Genomic DNA, 17,063 nt, shown 5'->3' with positions numbered 1-17,063 from the left:
AAAAGAATTGACAGGGGATAATCATTCATGCGTTTGTCGTGTCTTTTGTTTGTATATACATTGACCTTTTTCTCCATTTCGATTATAATAATTAAGCTCAAACTTCCCACATAAAAAATGGGGCTCGCACCTTGAAAAATCAATACTTTAACTCATAAATTAACATTCTGACAGGCATTTTAAGCATAGCATAATGCCTGTTGCATATATTTTGGCAGTCGTCAAATAAAGTTGGATGTAAATTCTTCCAACTGACTTTCTGTTATATGAAAGTATTCCATAACAGCATCCATTAGGGCATCTATAATAATCCTCATGGATTGGCTGAATGTGATATCATCCAATTCATCCAGTAGGCAGAAAAATAGTTCACAGATGGTTTTCTCATCTGTATTACGTCTTTGTGCGATAGACAGCATCATGTATCTTGTAAAAACGATGGCAATATGAGCATTTAAGGCATCATAAGATGTGCTTCTGCATTCTTTCTCCAGATGAAGATACGATTTGCAGGATTTGAAGAAAACTTCAATATCCCATATGCCGATATCTGGAACGTCCACGCCTCTTTTTATTACGACTGTAGATTTCCTTGATATTCAGATTTTTATCTTGGTATCCAGATTTGATCTTGCTGCTTTTCTTGATCATGGCAATGATATCCAGATTTTCTTCCTTTTTTAAAGCCTGGATTGTCTTTGGAGAAGAAAACCAACTGTCAAAAACAACGTATTTTGCAGCAATCCCTGCTTTCTGAACAGAATGGATCAGTTCGACCATGACATCAGTAGCTTTCCGCCGGGATTGACTTCTTCGTTTCCTGGCAAGGGAACGTCCATCATAGCATTCAGCTCTGCACAGAAGATTTTTGTCATCTGCAGCTGAGAGAAAGCAATGATTAATTGAAACAAAGGAATTTCCATCAGACCAGCCAAGCTGCACCAAGTGTCAGCATACGATAGCCACGCTTATATTTCATCGAGCAGTGATCAAAGACTTTTGCAAGAAGTTCTGTTTTCTTAGAACGTGACCGGTCAAACAGGCTATCATCGATAATGAATACGTCCTTGCGGTCTTCGGAAGTCAGTGGCTTCATAAAATCATTGACGATATTTGCAGAAAGCAGTGTTGTAAACCTTTGCCAGTTCGTCTTCGGACTATTTATAAAGCGATAGACGGTATTTTTAGAAAAATCTTCCTTAAATATGCCTGTTTTTCGCTGCATATACATGCTTCTGTCAGAAAAAAGGAGGCAAAATAGATAGCGAAAGATATCCATTACCGGAATCCCCTTTTCTTTTCCGGCATTGCTCTTAAACAAAAGCTTGCCTATATGAAACTCCGCGATAAAATTTGTGACAAAATCTAAAACATTGTTTTCGTTTTGGGAATTACGTGGTATACTTGACATGGCATAAATCTCCTTGCTGTGTAATTGTTTTTCGTCAACTCAATTATACCACTAGCGAGCGGTTTATGTCTTTTTTATGGGTTAAAATATTGATTTTTCAATGTTAAACACACCAAATGGTGTGGGAAGTTTGAGTTAAATATATTTAAATCGGAGAGGATTTTATGGGAAAGCAGTTACCGAAATATAAAGAAATAGAACGGGATATTCTTAATCAGATACAGAGCGGCGCTCTCAAAACAGGGGATCAGATTGAAACAGAAAATGAACTATGCGAGCGCTACAAGGTCAGCCGTATGACTGCCCGAAAAGCCCTGGATCTGCTTTCTTCGCAAGGCTATATAAACCGCATGCCGGGAAGGGGAACCTTTGTAAGTTCTATACAAATTTCAAAAAAAGCCAACTTTACCCGAAGCTTTTCAGATGATATGCGGTCGATTGGAAAAGCTCCAGGCTCTATTTTAGTGTCTTATTCCATCCATCGGGCCGCTGAAATTCCCGAAGCCGCAAGAGAACTGGGACTTGGGGATGATGAGCTGGTCCATTCTATTATAAGAATTCGTACCGCAGACGACACGATCATGGCTCTCAACTACACCTACCTTCCTGTCAGCCTGTTTCCTAACTTTGATCTTCGTATGCTGGAGGGTTCCCTTTACAATTATATCTCGCAGCACTATGACATTGATCCCACAGACGGCTCCCGCACAATCAGTGCGGTTTTGCCTACCCCACAGCAAAAAAAATGGCTGAAAATCGACGATATCCCGCTTCTGAAAATTTCCCATCCGGGCCATCTGACTGACGGACGCCGTTTTGAGTATTCGGAAACCTACTATATTGGTTCTCACTTTATCTATCGATACGAACGGTCTGAATAAAAGGAAAAGGAGCTGTGAAAAATGAGATCATCATTTTTCACAGCCCCTTTTTAATTGAATGGAATTTCCCGTAATCCCTCCGGACTTAACACCGTCACCTTCCGGAATCCGCACTCATAGGCAATCTGTCCGGCCATGTCGAAGGCATAGGCAATGGTACTGGCACTGTGGCTGTCGGAATTGATCATGATCCGGCCGCCCATGGCATGGAGCTCTTTCAATAAGATCCGGTTCGGATACGGAGCTGTCCGGTAACCGCGTGACATGGCACCGGTATTGATCTCAAACGGGAGTCCCTGCCCGTGAAGCTTTTTCATCGCTGCAAGTGCCGGTTCCAGATACGCATCCTTCGTCTCATCAAAATGCTTATATCCTTCATTAAACTTCGTAAGCAGGTCAAAATGTCCCACCCAGTCACACTTCAGACGATCGTATACGGTTCCCTCCAGCTCATAATAATCCTTCGCAAACGCGTACCAGTCACCGTTCCAGAGTGTTTCCACGCCCTGTACCAGCTTTTCCTCCGTATCGTCCACACATACAAGCTGCCCGTTTTTTAATACACTGTGGGTGGAACCAATGGCATAATCCGCCTGCTGGCGCGGTCCCAGCACATCCAGTTCAATGCCGATATACAGATTCAGTTTCCCGGCATATTCCTCTTTGAGTTTCTGCAGCTCCTGCTTATAAGATGCCAGAATCGCATCAGACATGCCAAAGCCCGGCTCATACATCGAATAATCTGCATGGCCGGATATTCCAAAATCGGTAAGCCCCATGCGGTAAGCCGCCTCCACCATCTCACGGGGTGTACTCTTTCCGTCGCAGTACGTTGTGTGTGTGTGAAAATCACCTCTTATTTTCATTTGCGCAAATCCTTCCTTGTTTGGTCTTTCCATCATCCTACATACGGTACCATCTCAAAACAGTCATTTTCGCTGACTCCGTTGATCTTCCACTCCCAGTCGTCTGCTGCTTTCGTAACCGGGATCCGGCAGATGCGTCCGTCCGTAAGCTGTGCTTCCACAAAGCTCTCGCCATCGGTAGCGGTGATCGTGTAAGACGTTCCGGACGGCAGTGTTTCCTGCTTCCAGGAGTCCGCCAAAGTCCCCGTTCCAACCGTCACATCCAGTTCCCGTGTCGATACCAGCGTAACCGGATATTCCTTATACATATTTCCAAGACGGTACACAGTCTCATCGGTCTTTGGAAGTCCACCCTCTCCGATATGGTAGATCCGATACGCGCTGTAAGTTCCGAGCACATCCATGCGGTCCCACAATGGGAAGCATTCCGGATCGGTGATCGGAGAACCTGACCAGCTGCTGTCTAAGGAACCCACAAAAGCTGGTGTCCCTTTGCTCAAATCAAACACGTTGATGTAATGGGCATCGTTGTCACTCTGATGCTGCAGATACAGATATGTTTTTCCATCCTCAGTGTGGATCAGGTAACCCTCGGAGGAATAACCGCCAGAAGCGCCGTAATCCTGCTCGATCAGCTTTTCTGTGTTGAGAGAGGTACTGTCGCAGGTTACGGTAATAGCACCGCCAATCCCGTATTCATCACGGTCCACGGTGTAGGAGATCTCCTCTTTCTTTCCATCTCCGTTTCCATCAGCTTCCAGCGTCTCGTACTCCTGAATCTGCATGACATAAGATGTTTTCGATGTCTCATACTGCTTCTCAAACAGGTCCGCACGTTCTGCAAACGGAATCTCCACGCGGATCGGACCTGCCGCATAAGGTGCAATATCGTACTGGTTAAACAGGACCACTACCCGGTCATTCATCAAAAACCACTGCACACTGCCGTAATCCGGATCTTTGCCGTAAAACATGGCTTTCACGGTATCCTCGTAGCCCTCAAAAAACATGTCAGGATCGTTTTCCTCTTTCAGCTTCTGACAGACACTATCGTAAACGCCGTCGTAATCTGCTGCAATATCCTGCAGTGACAACTCTTTTCCGGTTTTCGTATCAAAACAAATCCCCTTATAATAGGTATTCGGATGCGCGCCGCCGAGCCAGCTGTATTCCGTCTGCTGCAGACTCAGTACCGTTTCATCGGTCCGGAGCGCTGTCACGCTCACCTCGGACTCCCAGGCACTGTCCTGAAACATTTCCGGACTATCCTGATAGCTTTGTCTGGCATCCTCCTGATTTTCCTGAAAAAAGGTATTCTGATCATCCAGATTTTTCTGGTTCAGGGCATCTATGGCTTTCTCCAATGCTTCATGCCCTTCCTCCAGAAGATGTACCTGAGATGTTTTTACGGAAAGCAGTGCCTTGTTATCCTCCCAGTCATTGTTGTATTCCGTGGTAATCTCCAACGGCAGCACACCCGAATGATTGCCCAGGGAATCCGAATCTTCCGTTACTGATGCGTCTGCGCCAGTATCAGAAGTTTCCGTTTCCGAATCCGCTATGGTAATTTCCTGCTGTGAGACATTTTCTGCCCCGGAAATCCGTTCTGTGCTGATTGCTTTCTTTGCACAGCCGCCGGTAAAACCTGCTGCTGCGATCACAAGTGCAGCGGCCGTATATTTTAACACTTCGTATTTCTTTTTTTTCATATTCTTTCCCTCCCCGTAATCACCGGCGCCTCCTCGATAAGCAATGCAATAAAAGCAAGCCCTGCCACATCGTTTTGTGCGGGCAGGACTGCTTTTTTCACTGTCTCGTTCTTCTAACTTCTATGATACCGGATTGTTTCGCACTGCATGCTACTATAATCCTTGTATCATACTATCTCGCAAACAGCACCAGTTTCTGTGCCTGGTTCTCGCTATCGCTCCATACCAGCAGGTTGCTGCCCTGCTCCACATCTTCCAGGGAAACGATCTGTCTGGTCAGATACGGCAGAATGCGGCAGTCAGCAGAAACTGCATACTCGGTTCCGGCCGTGGAAACCAGACTCCAGCTTCCGTCTGCATTTGCAGTCATGGATTTTACCGTAATGTACTCCGGTGCCTTCGCGTCTGCCGGGATCTTACCGATGACAACCTCGCCGGTTGCCTGCGGTGGAAGGCTCATGGCCATAGCCGGGCCGATGTAGGCATACACCGTCTCTCCGGCCTGAAGATCCTTTAATTCCACTGGATAACCGTTTTCACCATCCAAAACCAGTGTATCATCGGAAATATTTACAATGACTTCCCCCTCAAACACATTGCCTGCCGGGCAGTCCAGATCGATGCTGCTGCCATCCACGCTGATGATGGTGCCCCAGATTGGTGCCTGCTCCTCAGCTGCTGCATTTTCACCAACTGTTCCCGGTCCTGCTGCTTCATTCTGGCTCATACCACTTCCGGCTACAATGGTCGGGGACTGGGCTGCCATGGCAGTCAGAACACCTGCTGCTGTCATAAGAGCTGCCATACCAATAGCTGTAATTGCATTGTTTTTCTTTTTCATAAGATCTATCTCCTTATCTGTAATCATGGTTCAGCGGTGTTATTTTCATCCGCTGCATCGTTTTCGGTTACAAAATACTTCTGTTTCCTTTTCACACGCACAGTATAGCAGATAAATTTCTTAATTGCCATTGATTATTGCAGACGTTTCTCTTAAGGATTTATTACCGTTCCTATTTACGCAAACGTGACAAGCAACTTATGACCTACTGTCTTCCCAAATAATCCACAATGACATCCGTCCGTGTCTGATCTCTGGTCTGTGCCTCAATATAATAATTTCCAGTTCCATTGATGATTGGTTTCAAATACAGCAAAACAGACGTCGACCATTCTCTTCTACAAATTTGTCTGAATCTTTTCCATAAATATCATGAAAATGAACCATGAATTTTTCCTGGACCCGTTTCATATCCAATACGCCGTCTTTTATAAACTGGTTTTTATCGCGTTCTCCAAACTGATAAGTGTGTCTTTGCCGATAGTCTGGGCAATGGCTGTCAGGTATATAAAGTGTAAGACTAAATACAACTATAGTGTAAGTGGAAATAAGTGAAAGACTAACATCTACTTTGTCCCTTTCAAAGTGGAAATAAGCTTTTCACTTCAGTAACAAAAAAATCAATGAATAGTTTTCTCTTATTGATATTTTTTTGCAGCTATAATAAAATATGTTTCAGAAATCTGCAAACAGCAGCCACGATGCATGCGATCAAAACTTACCTTCAGGAGGAATACATAACCATGGAAAAATCCAAAGTATATTTTACCGATTTTCATACCATTGCCTTCGGCGACAGCCTTCCGACCAAATTAAAAAAGCTCATTAAAAAAGCCGGCATTGCCGACCTTGACATGGATGGGAAGTTTGTTGCCATCAAAATGCATTTTGGAGAGCTTGGAAACATCAGCTATCTTCGTCCGAATTACGCCAAAGCAGTCGCTGATGTCGTAAAAGAACTTGGCGGCAAGCCTTTCCTGACCGACTGCAACACCATGTACCCGGGAAGCAGAAAAAATGCCCTGGAGCATCTGGAATGTGCCTGGGAGAATGGCTTTACCCCGCTTTCCGTCGGCTGCCCGGTCATCATTGGTGACGGCTTAAAGGGTACGGACGATATCGAGGTTCCGGTTCAGGGCGGTGAGTATGTGAAGGCTGCCAAGATTGGACGTGCCATCATGGATGCTGATGTTTTTATCAGCCTGACGCACTTCAAGGGTCATGAGATGACCGGCTTTGGCGGCACGATCAAAAATATCGGTATGGGCTGCGGTTCCCGTGCCGGGAAGACCGAGCAGCACTGCAGCGGAAAACCGCACATTGAGGAGAGCCTGTGCCGTGGCTGCCGCCGCTGTCAGAAAGAATGCGCCAACGGCGGTCTGGTATTCGATGAATCCACGAAAAAGATGCATGTCAATCAGGATAACTGCGTGGGCTGCGGCCGCTGTCTGGGTGCCTGCAACTTTGACGCGATTATCTTCGACAACAACAATGCGAATGAGCTGTTAAACTGCCGCATGGCAGAGTACACCAAGGCGGTTGTGGATGGCAGACCGAACTTCCATATTTCCCTGATCGTGGATGTCTCCCCAAACTGTGACTGCCACGGCGAAAACGATGTTCCGATCCTGCCAAACATCGGTATGTTTGCTTCTTTCGACCCGCTGGCCCTGGATCAGGCCTGCGTCGATGCCTGCATGGCTGCACAGCCGATGCCGGGAAGCCAGCTGGCAAAGCATCTCGCAGATCCAAATTTCCATGACCACCACGACCATTTCACCAACTCCACACCGGAGTCCGAGTGGAAGTCCTGCCTGGAGCATGCTGAGAAGATCGGGCTGGGAAGCCGGGATTATGAATTGATCAAAATGTAACAATTTGATTAACTTTAATAGGGCCGTGTGCGTTGCCAAAAGGCAACTCACACGGCCCTTGTCATATACTTAAATTGTTAATCTGCTTTCACTGCCCACCGCAGCTTCGTGGATCTTGCTCTGCTGTTGCGGACGCATTCTTCTGCGGACGGCCGGATGACATCTTCCGCGATTTCGGAGTACAGTCCAGCCTTCTGGTACTGCTTAAACGATTTCTTTACCATGCGGTCCTCGCCGGAATGGAAGGTCAGAATCGCCACGCGACCGCCTGGTGCCAGCACATGCGGCAGCTTGTCGAGGAATGCGTAAAGCACCTCAAACTCGCTGTTTACATCGATGCGCAGGGCCTGGAAGGTTCTGGCGCAGGCTTTCTTCACGGCTTCCTTCCGTTCTTTTTCCGGGATAAAGGAAAGCGCCTGTTCAATAAGCTCCCGCACCTTCGTGGTCGTGTCCACCTTTTCCCCTTTGCGGATAGCTCCGGTGATGCAGCGTGCGATTTCTTCCGCATACGGCTCATCGGAGTTTTCCAGCAGCATGCCAGCCAGTTCTTCCCGGTCAACTTCTTTTAACCGCTCTGCCGCAGAGATCCCAGCCTGCGGGTTTAAGCGCAGATCCAGCGGTCCGTCGAATTTATAGGAAAAGCCACGCTCCGGGTTGTCGATCTGCATCGAGGAAACGCCAAGATCAGCGAGAATGAAATCGAACGGTCCAACTTCTTTTGCAATCTGGTCAATGTCAGCAAAGTTCATCTGGCGCACCGTCATAATATCCTCGCCAAAACCAAGATCCTCCAAACGTTTTTTCGTCTTCACAGACTCGATCGGGTCTACGTCCAGGCCGTAAATATGGCCTTCGCCATGAAGCTGCTCTAACATGGCACGGGTATGACCACCGTAGCCAAGCGTTGCGTCGAGGCCCTTCTGGCCCGGCTTGATCTGCAGGAAATCCAAAATCTCTTTCACCATAATGGAGATGTGCATTCCCGCCGGTGTTCCGCCCTTCTGAATAACGTGCTCGATGGTATCTGCGTATTTTTCCGGGTTCAGCTCTTTGTATTTTTCCTCAAATCTTCTCGGATGGGTGCCCTTATAGCGGACACGGCGCTTGTGCGGGGTCTGCGAATCCTGCCCCGCATTCCTATTCTGATTATTTTCTTCCATAATTACTCAGCTGTTACCTTCATGAATTTCTTCTTACCACGTTTTACAACCATACCGTCACCTGCAAAGTCTGCCTTGGTGTAGGCTGTCTTGATCTCCTTCACCGGCTCACCATTTACGGATACACCGCCCTGCTCTACGTTTCTTCTTGCCTCGGAACGGGTCGGAGCCAGACCGGATTTCTGCAGAACTGCCAGAATGTCAATGCTTCCCTCGTTGAAATCTGCATCGGTTAAGGTAAAGCTTGGCATGTTCTCCAGACTGCCCTGACCACTGAACAGTGCACGTGCTGCAGTCTGTGCTTTCTTAGCCTCTTCCTCGCCGTGAACCAGCTTGGTCAGCTCATATGCCAGGATCTCTTTTGCAGTATTTAACTGGCTGCCCTCCCACTTGTCCATCTCATCGATCTGCTCAAGCGGCAGGAAGGTCAGCATACGCAGACACTTTAATACATCGGCATCTGCCACGTTTCTCCAGTACTGGTAGAACTCGAACGGAGTGGTCTTGTTCGGGTCTAACCATACGGCGCCAGACTGGGTCTTGCCCATCTTCTTGCCCTCGGAGTTTAACAGCAGGGTAATGGTCATTGCGTGAGCGTCCTTGCCCAGCTTACGGCGGATCAGCTCGGTACCGCCTAACATGTTGCTCCACTGGTCATCGCCGCCAAACTGCATGTTGCAGCCGTATTTCTGGTATAACATATAGAAGTCGTAGCTCTGCATGATCATGTAGTTGAACTCTAAGAAGCTTAAGCCTTTCTCCATACGCTGTTTGTAGCACTCTGCACGCAGCATGTTGTTAACGGAGAAGCAGGCACCAACTTCACGCAGCAGCTCTACATAGTTTAATTTTAACAGCCACTCCGCGTTGTTTACCATGAGAGCCTTGCCATCGCTAAAGTCGATGAAACGGCTCATCTGCTCTTTGAAACAGTCGCAGTTGTGCTGGATCATCTCCGGAGTCATCATCTTTCTCATGTCGGTACGTCCGGACGGATCACCGATCATACCGGTACCGCCGCCGATGAGGGCGATCGGCTTGTTGCCTGCCATCTGCAGACGCTTCATTAAGCACAGTGCCATGAAATGACCTACGTGCAGACTGTCTGCAGTCGGATCAAAACCGATATAGAAGGTTGCTTTTCCTTCGTTTACCATTTTTTTGATTTCTTCTTCGTTTGTAACCTGGGCGATCAGACCGCGGGCTACCAGCTCTTCATAACAGTTCATTGTCATTCTCCTTTTTGATATCTTAGAAATAACTTCCCATGAAACCTGCAGGGCTGCCACTGACAGCGTTCTCTAAATTGATTCATGGGAATAAAAAACCCCGTCCTCCTGGCAAATGCCAGAAAGGACGAGGGACGTCTCGTGTTACCACCTTACTTCACAAACAGTTCACACTGCCTGCCTCAGCGAACAAAGCTGCAGATCGATGCTGATTGATGCATTTTGTTTCCGCCTGCTTTGTTCCAGCATGATAACGGATGCTGTAATCCGGCGCAGCCTACTGATCCATGCAGAACCCCCTTTCGCGATTCCAATGCGGTTTTCGGAATCCTGGCGTTTCCATGCCATAACTTCTGCGACATATCTGTAACGCTGTGGTTCTGATTTTGTTCGGTGCACGGCTCCGGGATGTATTCGCAGTTCGTTTTCCGCGCGCCTCTCATCTGCCGGCTGCTTTCTGTGCGGTACCTCGGACTGTTACTTGTTCTCTTCAATGCCTTAACCTGTATTTACGACTTTTGGATGTCAATGATACTATTTTCGCATCGTAGAAACAGTATCTTGCCAATATATCGCATTATAAAGTGGAAGCCTCAAAATGTCAAGTCCCGGCAAACGATTTCTGCGTATCAACGCATGCGGCGGTTCCCCTTTGATGGAAACGCAGACAGGCAATCTCTATTTTGTGGTAGCAGCCGGGATGTATCTTGCGATTCTTCCTGCGAACTCTGCGACGTTCTGAGTCTGTAATACCACTTTGCCAGGACCGGTCAGTCTGGTTAAAAACAGACCTTCTCCGCCAAACATGATATTTCCGAAACCTTTGACCGTCTCAATCTCGTACTGAACGCTCTTTTCGAACGCAACGACATTGCCGGTATCGACCTTCAGTACCTCGCCCGCCTGCAGATTTTTGATGACTTTATCCCCGTCAATCTCCAGAAATGCCATGCCGCTTCCGCTTAATTCCTCCAGAATGAAGCCTTCTCCGCCAAACAGACCTGCGGACGCTTTTTTGGTAAAAGTAACATTCAAATCAACACTTTCCTGGGCGCAGAGGAATGCACCCTTCTGGCAGATGATTCCTCCGGTTTCCCCCACATTGACTGGGAGAATGCTTCCTGCAACCGTCGAAGCAAACGCGATCTGGGTACCAGGCTGTTCTGCCTTGTAAGTTGCCATAAAGAGGGATTCCCCTGCAAACATACGGCCAATTCCTTTCATAAGACCGCCGCGTGCATTGGTGGTCATGCTGATACCCTCTGTCATCCATGCCATGCCGCCGGTCTGGGTATACATGCTCTCTCCGCTCTGTTCAAATAAAATCTCCACTGCAGGCATGGTTGTTCCAAGAATCTGATACTTCATCGCGTTCCCTCCATTTTCTTTGCTGTTGTTTTCTATAAATAGAATACCACAAAACAGATGGGGAGAATTTACAATTTTCTTTCAATTCAGAAATATTTCAAAAGCCATCCGCAAACAATCTTCCGGAAATGTCCGTGCAGAAAAAACATTTGTATTTCTATTGCAAATTGTGTATAATAAAACACTGGGCGTCGCCCACAGATCAATCACAGTTGATCCATTAACGAAAGAAAGAGGCATGTTTATGAAAAAGCTATTCGAAACCTGGTGCGACATCAGTCTTGTAAAACGAATCGTTGCCGGTCTCATCATCGGTGCCATCTTAGGCCTTGCAGTTCCGCAGGCTGCCGGCATCTCCATCCTTGGCAATGTTTTTGTAGGTGCGTTAAAAGCAGTCGCTCCGCTCCTGGTATTTTTCCTGGTCATCAGTTCTTTGTGTCATTCCGGTAAGAGCCACGGCGGCGTCATCCGTACCGTGATCATCCTGTACATGTTCAGTACCTTCCTGGCTGCTGTCATCGCCGTGATCGCCAGCATGATATTTCCGATCACCCTGACTCTGGCTGAGGGCGCATCTGACCTGGCTGCTCCGGAGGGAATCACGGAAGTATTAAGTTCCCTGCTTTTAAACATGGTAAGCAACCCGGTTCAGTCCATCGTGAGCGCAAACTACATCGGTGTCCTGGTATGGGCAGTGCTATTCGGCATTGGTCTGCGCGGCGCGAGCGAAACCACCAAAACCATGTTCGATGAAATTGCAGGTGGTCTTGCGAAAGTAGTTACCTGGATCATCAGCTTTGCACCGTTTGGCATCATGGGACTTGTATTCAGCACCGTTTCCGAGAATGGTCTTTCCATCTTCACAGAGTACGGAAAACTCCTTGCCGTTCTGGTTGGTTCCATGCTGTTCATTTACTTTGTTACCAACCCGATCCTGGTATTCTGGTGCATCCGCAAGAATCCGTACCCGCTGATCTTCAAATGCTTAAAGAGAAGCGCGATCACCGCATTCTTCACCCGAAGCTCTGCAGCAAACATTCCGATCAACATGGAAGCCTGCAAGGAAATGGGACTGGACAAGGATACCTACTCCGTTACAATTCCGCTTGGCGCAACCATTAACATGGACGGCGCAGCGATCACCATCACCGTTATGGCTCTGGCTACCGCACACACGCTCGGCATCACAGTGGATATTCCAAGTGCCATCATTTTAAGCGTTCTGGCTGCCCTTTCTGCCTGCGGCGCATCCGGTGTTGCCGGCGGCTCCCTGCTGCTGATCCCGATGGCCTGTTCCTTATTCGGTATCCCGAATGATATTGCCATGCAGGTAGTCGGCGTTGGCTTCATCATCGGAGTCATCCAGGATTCTGTTGAGACCGCACTGAACTCCTCCTCCGACCTGCTCCTTTCCGCTTCTGCAGAATTTAGGCAGTGGAGACTGGAAGGAAAAGAAATTAAGTTTTAATATCTCACGTAGCGCTCCTGCGTGATCTTCTCATGCGAATACCCTTCAAATTCTTCTGTCTGCGCCAGTTTCCACGCCGACAGATCCAAAGTGCAGTATAAATCTGCCGGATAACTGCGGTTCCAACGAAACAGGATTAATTCTTCCGCATTTTCTGCGTACTGAGCCGGGTCCTGGTCTTCGATCAGGCAATATTCCCCGGATGGGATATTTTGAAATCCATCTTCTGTCACCTGAATGCTGCTGGCAGCTTCCTCTGAGAACTGACCTCTGCTGTAAGTATTCATCCACAGCTTCTTTCCATTTGTCAGCTCCAGCATATGCTGCCGCAGCACACGGTCCTGGCTCTGGCGGCGCTTATTGAACATCATTCCATTGTGATCATCGACACATACCATAATAATCATAGTTCGTTTTCCCCCTGCTTCTTTTCTCAATACCGTTTTGCTGCTGTTTTCAGATGCATTCCCGGCAAGCGGATGTCCATTCAGATTCTCCTTTTCCCGGGCAGCAGCAGCATTTCTGTTATTTATGGTAACATCTCCTTTTGCCCGTTACAAGCAATTTTCCATTTTACACGTCATTTATTCCATGTTACACTGGTCATAAACAAACGTAGATGGCTGCCAGAGCAGCCGCGCTCCGGCGCAGGAATGTGCCAAGGCACATCCTTTCTTGTGAGGTGAGAATTTTATGCATTACGCGATCGTAGAGGACCGGACCGAGGATCAGGAGTACCTCCTGGGACTGATCCGGGAAGAACATAGAAAACTTGGAATCCCGGCAGATTTTTCCTGCTATCCGAATGGAGAAGTATTTTTGAAAGAATTCATTCCAGGTACATTTGAGGCTGTTTTTCTGGACATCATGCTGGAGGAAAACGACCTAAACGGCATGGAGACAGCCAGGCGTCTGCGCTGTCTGTCCAAACGGATCCCCATTATCTTTACAACATCGGAGCTGGGGTTTGCACTGGAAGGCTACGAAGTGCATCCACTGGATTATCTTTTAAAACCAGTAGAGCCGGATAAACTCGCCTGGTGTCTTCAGGAAATCCGGGAACATCTCGCTGTACCGTCCTGCATCACCATTCCAGTCACTTCCGGACAGGGCGCCGCCCCGGTAAACCGTCCGCTTTCACTGGACGATATCGTCTACGTAGAAAAATCCGGTCACTGTCTGCTGGTGCACTCCATGAAAGACGACATCCGCACCCGCATGTCTTTTTCCGATCTGCTTGCTTTGCTGCCAAAATCCGGAAGTTTTTATTTAAACAGCAAAACACTTCTGGTGAATTTTTCCCAGGTTCAGGCGATCTCTGAAGATGGAAAGATCCTCTTTAAAAACGGGGAAAGTTTATTTTGCAGCCGCAGAACAAAAAAAGAAACCCAGGATGCTTATTTTTCCTACGTATTTCATAATTTGCGGAAAGACGGATCATTCTGATCTTCCTGCTCCCCGCTTCATCGTTTTCAGCCAGACCCGGTGCCCGTCTGTTTTCCAGATGATGGCACCGTTTTCTGTCGTAAGCAGAATCTTACTGCCGCAGTCCGTCAGGCGCTTTATCGTGTCCGGATGCGGGTGCCCGTAACGGTTCTTTTTTCCGCAGGAAATCACCGCACAGTCCGGATCCAGCCAGGAAAGAAATGCCTCGCTGCTGGAATATGCAGAACCATGGTGCGCAGTCTTTAAAATCCAAATATCCTCCTTCTCTGCTCTGCTGCCATCCATATACTCTGACACGTTCTCTGACATATCCTCTGCTTCGTGTTTCTCCAGACGAATCAGTTCTTCTTCCCCTTTTGCACTCATGTCTCCGGTTAACATCATATGAAACGCACGATAATCCAGCAAAAAGACCAGGGAATGTTCGTTTCGGTCTGTTTCCACATGATTTTCACGGAATGTTTGGGGCATTTGTATCATTGGCTTCCTCGCGGCCTGTATCTGACTGTCACCCCCGGATAGGACATTCCGTTCCGGATACAGGCAGGTAAGGGTCAGTATTCCGTCTCCTGCTTCCTTCCAGCCGTCACCACGCGCAGCCCAGATCACATGACCGCCCTGCTGCTCGCACAATCGTTTCAGGTTCTCATACACTTCTTCTCCTTTTCCTTTCTCCGGCAGTACCAGCGTTTTCACCTTCACAAAATCCGCAGCTTTCCCACCTGCCGCTTCCTGTCTTCCTATCCCCTTCTTTCCCTTCTCTGCTGCCTGTTCCATCAGCCAGCTTAAACCGCTGATATGATCCCAGTCTCCATGGCTGACAATGGCAAGGTCTATGAAGCGGATTCCCTTGCTCCGCAAAAACGGCTCCAGGCTGTATTCTCCCAGCTTTTTCTGGTCGGTACTGCCTCCGTCGACCAGAATCACCTGATTCTTTGTGCGGATGCAGATGCCGTCTCCCTGTCCGGTATCCAGGATCGTCACTTCCAGACCGCGCACCGCCGGAGTGTGCAAACATACCAGTCCGGCAAGCAATGCGATCACAAGAAGATACTCCCGGGTTTTTAAAGCAATCTTCCGCACGATTCTGACCTGTCGGGCATATCTCAGATCGGGCCGGTTCCCGGTCTGCCAGGTATATTCCAAATTGGGCTGCTTCCCACCCCTCCTGTCAGACCCGCAAACAGCCACCATCCTATTTTCACTGCCGACCTGCAGCGCAATTCCCAGTACCAGATAATAGAGCACGATCTGCCAAAGTTCCGGTCTCCCCATGAGCAGGCTGCAGCCCGGCAATCTCATAAAACACCTGCAGCAAAATGTATACCACGCCAAAACCGCACGGCCTCCTCCGGTCAGAAACGCACCCGCCTGTATCCGGAAAAGACTGGCAAGAAGTCCCCCGGCTCCCGTTCCCACAATGATTCCTGCTAGCGGCACTACCAGCAGATTCAAAAAGATTCCATACAGCGGATACGCAAAAAAATGCCACAATACGACCGGCAGGGAGACAAGCTGCATACAAAGAGTCATCCGCATCGTCTGCTCCCACACAGAAGCAGCCATTTTCCCGCCCTTTTCCAAGTCCCTGGCAAGCCCAATACCTCCGATGGCCGCAAACGAAAGCTGGACACCGGCCTGATCCATCAGGTAGGGACTGTACCACAAAAGGAGCAGCGCGGACAAGCCCATAGCAGACAACAGATCATAGGTTCTGCCAAGATAAGCAGCCAGAAAACCGCACAGTGTCATGACCAGCGCACGCAGAACCGAAGGCGATGCCCCTGTCAGCATGCAATAAAAAACCAGGATCGTCCCTCCCGCCACGGCTGCCTTCCCATACCCGGCTCCTGCCCTGCGCAAGAAGCCATAAGCTGCCATACTGACCAGTGACAGATGAAGCCCGCTCACCGCCAGCAGGTGGGCAATGCCATTTTTCTGGTACAGATCACGGATTTCTTCCGACATACTGCCTTTCTCGCCGAGCAGCATGGCTGCAAAGATGCCTCCGTCTTCCTCTCCCGCCAAAAGCTTCAGCCGGTCGGACGCCCAGCCCCGAACATGCCAAAGCATATTTGCCAGACCATCAACGGGACGGCTTAAGCCATAGGATTTCCCATCGATGTTCCTTACAGACCGTGCAAACACCCTCCATACCAGCTTTTCTCCCCGGTAATATGCTGCATAATCGAACGCCCCCGGATTGGAAGCAGTCTGGAAAGCGGTAAACTCGCCCCAGATCCGCACGGATTCCCCAATCCGGTACGGAGCGCGTTGCTCCGCCCGGACTTCTGTTTCTCGATCAGAATCGATTTTCTCTGCATTTCTGTTTTCTGTCTTTTCAGCAGAGTGCTTTGCCCGGTCATCCTGGTTTTCTGCATTCCCTGTGCCTTCCAGATCCCGCTCCACATACACCTGCAGATATCGAAGTCTGCCTTCTTTTGTAGACACCTGCTTTAACAAAAGAACCGTCCAGGCTTCTTTTTCCCCGACAGAAACGATCCGTCCCTCTCCATAAGTACTTTCTGCATCCAGCTGCATGCACATTTCCTTAACCACCACATGCTGCTCCTGCATACCGCGTGCCATGCCAAACAATACAAAAAGAGGCAGAAGCCTGATTCCTAAGCTCCTGCCCCATCCGGTGGATGCGCCACGGGCACCTCCACGGTGATCTGCAATGCAAAACTTTCTTCTGCGGCGGTCTGCCAGCACAGCAGCCGCACACAGCACGAGCGCCGCCGCAAAAAGCAGCGCCAGTTTTTTCATTGTGCCCTGATGCAGGATTACGACCTCTCCAAGTACGAATC

General features: G+C 48.6%; 14 protein-coding genes. 4 read left to right on the top strand and 10 right to left on the bottom strand.

Annotated features, from left to right (window positions below):
• Window positions 1–528 precede the first annotated feature (528 nt).
• Both DWZ40_RS20390 and DWZ40_RS20385 read right to left on the bottom strand, forming a co-directional pair.
• Window positions 529–942, bottom strand: a complete 414-nt coding sequence (locus DWZ40_RS20390) for a transposase (RefSeq protein ID WP_279220682.1) — start codon at window positions 940–942, stop codon at window positions 529–531.
• Window positions 923–1,411, bottom strand: a complete 489-nt coding sequence (locus tag DWZ40_RS20385; protein ID WP_279220681.1) for a transposase — start codon at window positions 1,409–1,411, stop codon at window positions 923–925. Before DWZ40_RS20385 ends, DWZ40_RS20390 begins: the two co-directional genes overlap by 20 nt.
• A 164-nt stretch (window positions 1,412–1,575) precedes the next feature.
• Between DWZ40_RS20385 and DWZ40_RS16670 the strand changes: the two genes are divergently transcribed.
• The gene (locus DWZ40_RS16670; protein ID WP_118543991.1) at window positions 1,576–2,292 is read left to right on the top strand and encodes a GntR family transcriptional regulator; all 717 of its coding nucleotides are present in this window, start codon (window positions 1,576–1,578) and stop codon (window positions 2,290–2,292) included.
• A gap of 50 nt (window positions 2,293–2,342) precedes the next feature.
• On the opposite strand, the gene DWZ40_RS16665 is transcribed toward DWZ40_RS16670, so the two are convergent.
• From DWZ40_RS16665 to DWZ40_RS16655, 3 genes are all read right to left on the bottom strand, one after another.
• Window positions 2,343–3,158 carry a histidinol-phosphatase gene (locus DWZ40_RS16665; RefSeq protein WP_243032207.1) on the bottom strand — a complete coding sequence of 272 codons (816 nt, stop codon included), beginning with the start codon at window positions 3,156–3,158 and terminating at the stop codon, window positions 2,343–2,345.
• A 32-nt stretch (window positions 3,159–3,190) separates the two neighbouring features.
• On the bottom strand, window positions 3,191–4,867 hold the full coding sequence (locus tag DWZ40_RS16660; protein WP_118543989.1) for a DUF3298 and DUF4163 domain-containing protein: 1,677 nt from the start codon (window positions 4,865–4,867) through the stop codon (window positions 3,191–3,193).
• Window positions 4,868–5,039: 172 nt separating this feature from the next.
• On the bottom strand, window positions 5,040–5,708 hold the full coding sequence (locus tag DWZ40_RS16655) for a hypothetical protein (RefSeq protein ID WP_118543988.1): 669 nt from the start codon (window positions 5,706–5,708) through the stop codon (window positions 5,040–5,042).
• Between the two features lie 743 nt (window positions 5,709–6,451).
• Here DWZ40_RS16655 and DWZ40_RS16645 point away from each other — a divergent pair.
• On the top strand, window positions 6,452–7,582 hold the full coding sequence (locus DWZ40_RS16645) for a DUF362 domain-containing protein (RefSeq protein ID WP_118543987.1): 1,131 nt from the start codon (window positions 6,452–6,454) through the stop codon (window positions 7,580–7,582).
• Window positions 7,583–7,659: 77 nt separating this feature from the next.
• Here the strand turns inward: DWZ40_RS16645 and rsmH are convergent, their stop codons facing one another.
• The 3 genes from rsmH to DWZ40_RS16625 all read right to left on the bottom strand — a co-directional run bounded on the left by rsmH (window position 7,660) and on the right by DWZ40_RS16625 (window position 11,339).
• Window positions 7,660–8,742 carry a 16S rRNA (cytosine(1402)-N(4))-methyltransferase RsmH gene (gene rsmH, locus DWZ40_RS16640; protein WP_118543986.1) on the bottom strand — a complete coding sequence of 361 codons (1,083 nt, stop codon included), beginning with the start codon at window positions 8,740–8,742 and terminating at the stop codon, window positions 7,660–7,662.
• Between the two features lie 2 nt (window positions 8,743–8,744).
• Window positions 8,745–9,971 (bottom strand): tyrosine--tRNA ligase, encoded by a 1,227-nt coding sequence (gene tyrS, locus DWZ40_RS16635; protein WP_118543985.1) that lies wholly within the window; start codon window positions 9,969–9,971, stop codon window positions 8,745–8,747.
• Between the two features lie 678 nt (window positions 9,972–10,649).
• Window positions 10,650–11,339 carry a TIGR00266 family protein gene (locus tag DWZ40_RS16625; RefSeq protein WP_118543983.1) on the bottom strand — a complete coding sequence of 230 codons (690 nt, stop codon included), beginning with the start codon at window positions 11,337–11,339 and terminating at the stop codon, window positions 10,650–10,652.
• Between the two features lie 244 nt (window positions 11,340–11,583).
• Here DWZ40_RS16625 and sstT point away from each other — a divergent pair, with 244 nt between their 5' ends.
• The gene (sstT, locus tag DWZ40_RS16620) at window positions 11,584–12,807 is read left to right on the top strand and encodes a serine/threonine transporter SstT (protein ID WP_182431775.1); all 1,224 of its coding nucleotides are present in this window, start codon (window positions 11,584–11,586) and stop codon (window positions 12,805–12,807) included.
• Here the strand turns inward: sstT and DWZ40_RS16615 are convergent.
• Complete coding sequence (locus DWZ40_RS16615; RefSeq protein WP_118543981.1) at window positions 12,804–13,214, bottom strand: ribonuclease Z; 411 nt, start codon at window positions 13,212–13,214, stop codon at window positions 12,804–12,806. The two genes, sstT and DWZ40_RS16615, sit on opposite strands and share 4 nt — an antisense overlap.
• A gap of 286 nt (window positions 13,215–13,500) precedes the next feature.
• On the opposite strand from DWZ40_RS16615, the gene DWZ40_RS16610 reads away from it, so the two are divergent.
• The gene (locus tag DWZ40_RS16610; RefSeq protein ID WP_118543980.1) at window positions 13,501–14,253 is read left to right on the top strand and encodes a LytTR family DNA-binding domain-containing protein; all 753 of its coding nucleotides are present in this window, start codon (window positions 13,501–13,503) and stop codon (window positions 14,251–14,253) included.
• On the opposite strand, the gene DWZ40_RS16605 is transcribed toward DWZ40_RS16610, so the two are convergent.
• Complete coding sequence (locus DWZ40_RS16605; RefSeq protein ID WP_147354205.1) at window positions 14,245–17,022, bottom strand: ComEC/Rec2 family competence protein; 2,778 nt, start codon at window positions 17,020–17,022, stop codon at window positions 14,245–14,247. The two genes, DWZ40_RS16610 and DWZ40_RS16605, sit on opposite strands and share 9 nt — an antisense overlap.
• Window positions 17,023–17,063: the final 41 nt, after the last annotated feature.

The organism is Clostridium sp. AF32-12BH, from assembly GCF_003477935.1.
Taxonomy (GTDB): Bacteria; Bacillota; Clostridia; order Lachnospirales; family Lachnospiraceae; genus Brotaphodocola.
The sequence above is the reverse complement of the archived record's forward strand: the minus strand, read 5'-3'. Positions and strand labels throughout refer to the sequence as shown.

Excerpts from the sequence above, each read along its gene's own strand:
- rsmH (WP_118543986.1), bottom strand. The coding sequence starts at position 8,742 with ATGGAAGAAAATAATCAGAATAGGAATGCGGGGCAGGATTCGCAGACC.
- DWZ40_RS16670 (WP_118543991.1), top strand. The coding sequence starts at position 1,576 with ATGGGAAAGCAGTTACCGAAATATAAAGAAATAGAACGGGATATTCTT.
- DWZ40_RS16665 (WP_243032207.1), bottom strand. The coding sequence starts at position 3,158 with ATGAAAATAAGAGGTGATTTTCACACACACACAACGTACTGCGACGGA.
- DWZ40_RS16605 (WP_147354205.1), bottom strand. The coding sequence starts at position 17,022 with ATGAAAAAACTGGCGCTGCTTTTTGCGGCGGCGCTCGTGCTGTGTGCG.
- DWZ40_RS16625 (WP_118543983.1), bottom strand. The coding sequence starts at position 11,339 with ATGAAGTATCAGATTCTTGGAACAACCATGCCTGCAGTGGAGATTTTA.
- DWZ40_RS16610 (WP_118543980.1), top strand. The coding sequence starts at position 13,501 with ATGCATTACGCGATCGTAGAGGACCGGACCGAGGATCAGGAGTACCTC.
- DWZ40_RS20385 (WP_279220681.1), bottom strand. The coding sequence starts at position 1,411 with ATGTCAAGTATACCACGTAATTCCCAAAACGAAAACAATGTTTTAGAT.
- sstT (WP_182431775.1), top strand. The coding sequence starts at position 11,584 with ATGAAAAAGCTATTCGAAACCTGGTGCGACATCAGTCTTGTAAAACGA.
- tyrS (WP_118543985.1), bottom strand. The coding sequence starts at position 9,971 with ATGAACTGTTATGAAGAGCTGGTAGCCCGCGGTCTGATCGCCCAGGTT.
- DWZ40_RS16615 (WP_118543981.1), bottom strand. The coding sequence starts at position 13,214 with ATGATTATTATGGTATGTGTCGATGATCACAATGGAATGATGTTCAAT.
- DWZ40_RS16655 (WP_118543988.1), bottom strand. The coding sequence starts at position 5,708 with ATGAAAAAGAAAAACAATGCAATTACAGCTATTGGTATGGCAGCTCTT.
- DWZ40_RS16660 (WP_118543989.1), bottom strand. The coding sequence starts at position 4,867 with ATGAAAAAAAAGAAATACGAAGTGTTAAAATATACGGCCGCTGCACTT.
- DWZ40_RS16645 (WP_118543987.1), top strand. The coding sequence starts at position 6,452 with ATGGAAAAATCCAAAGTATATTTTACCGATTTTCATACCATTGCCTTC.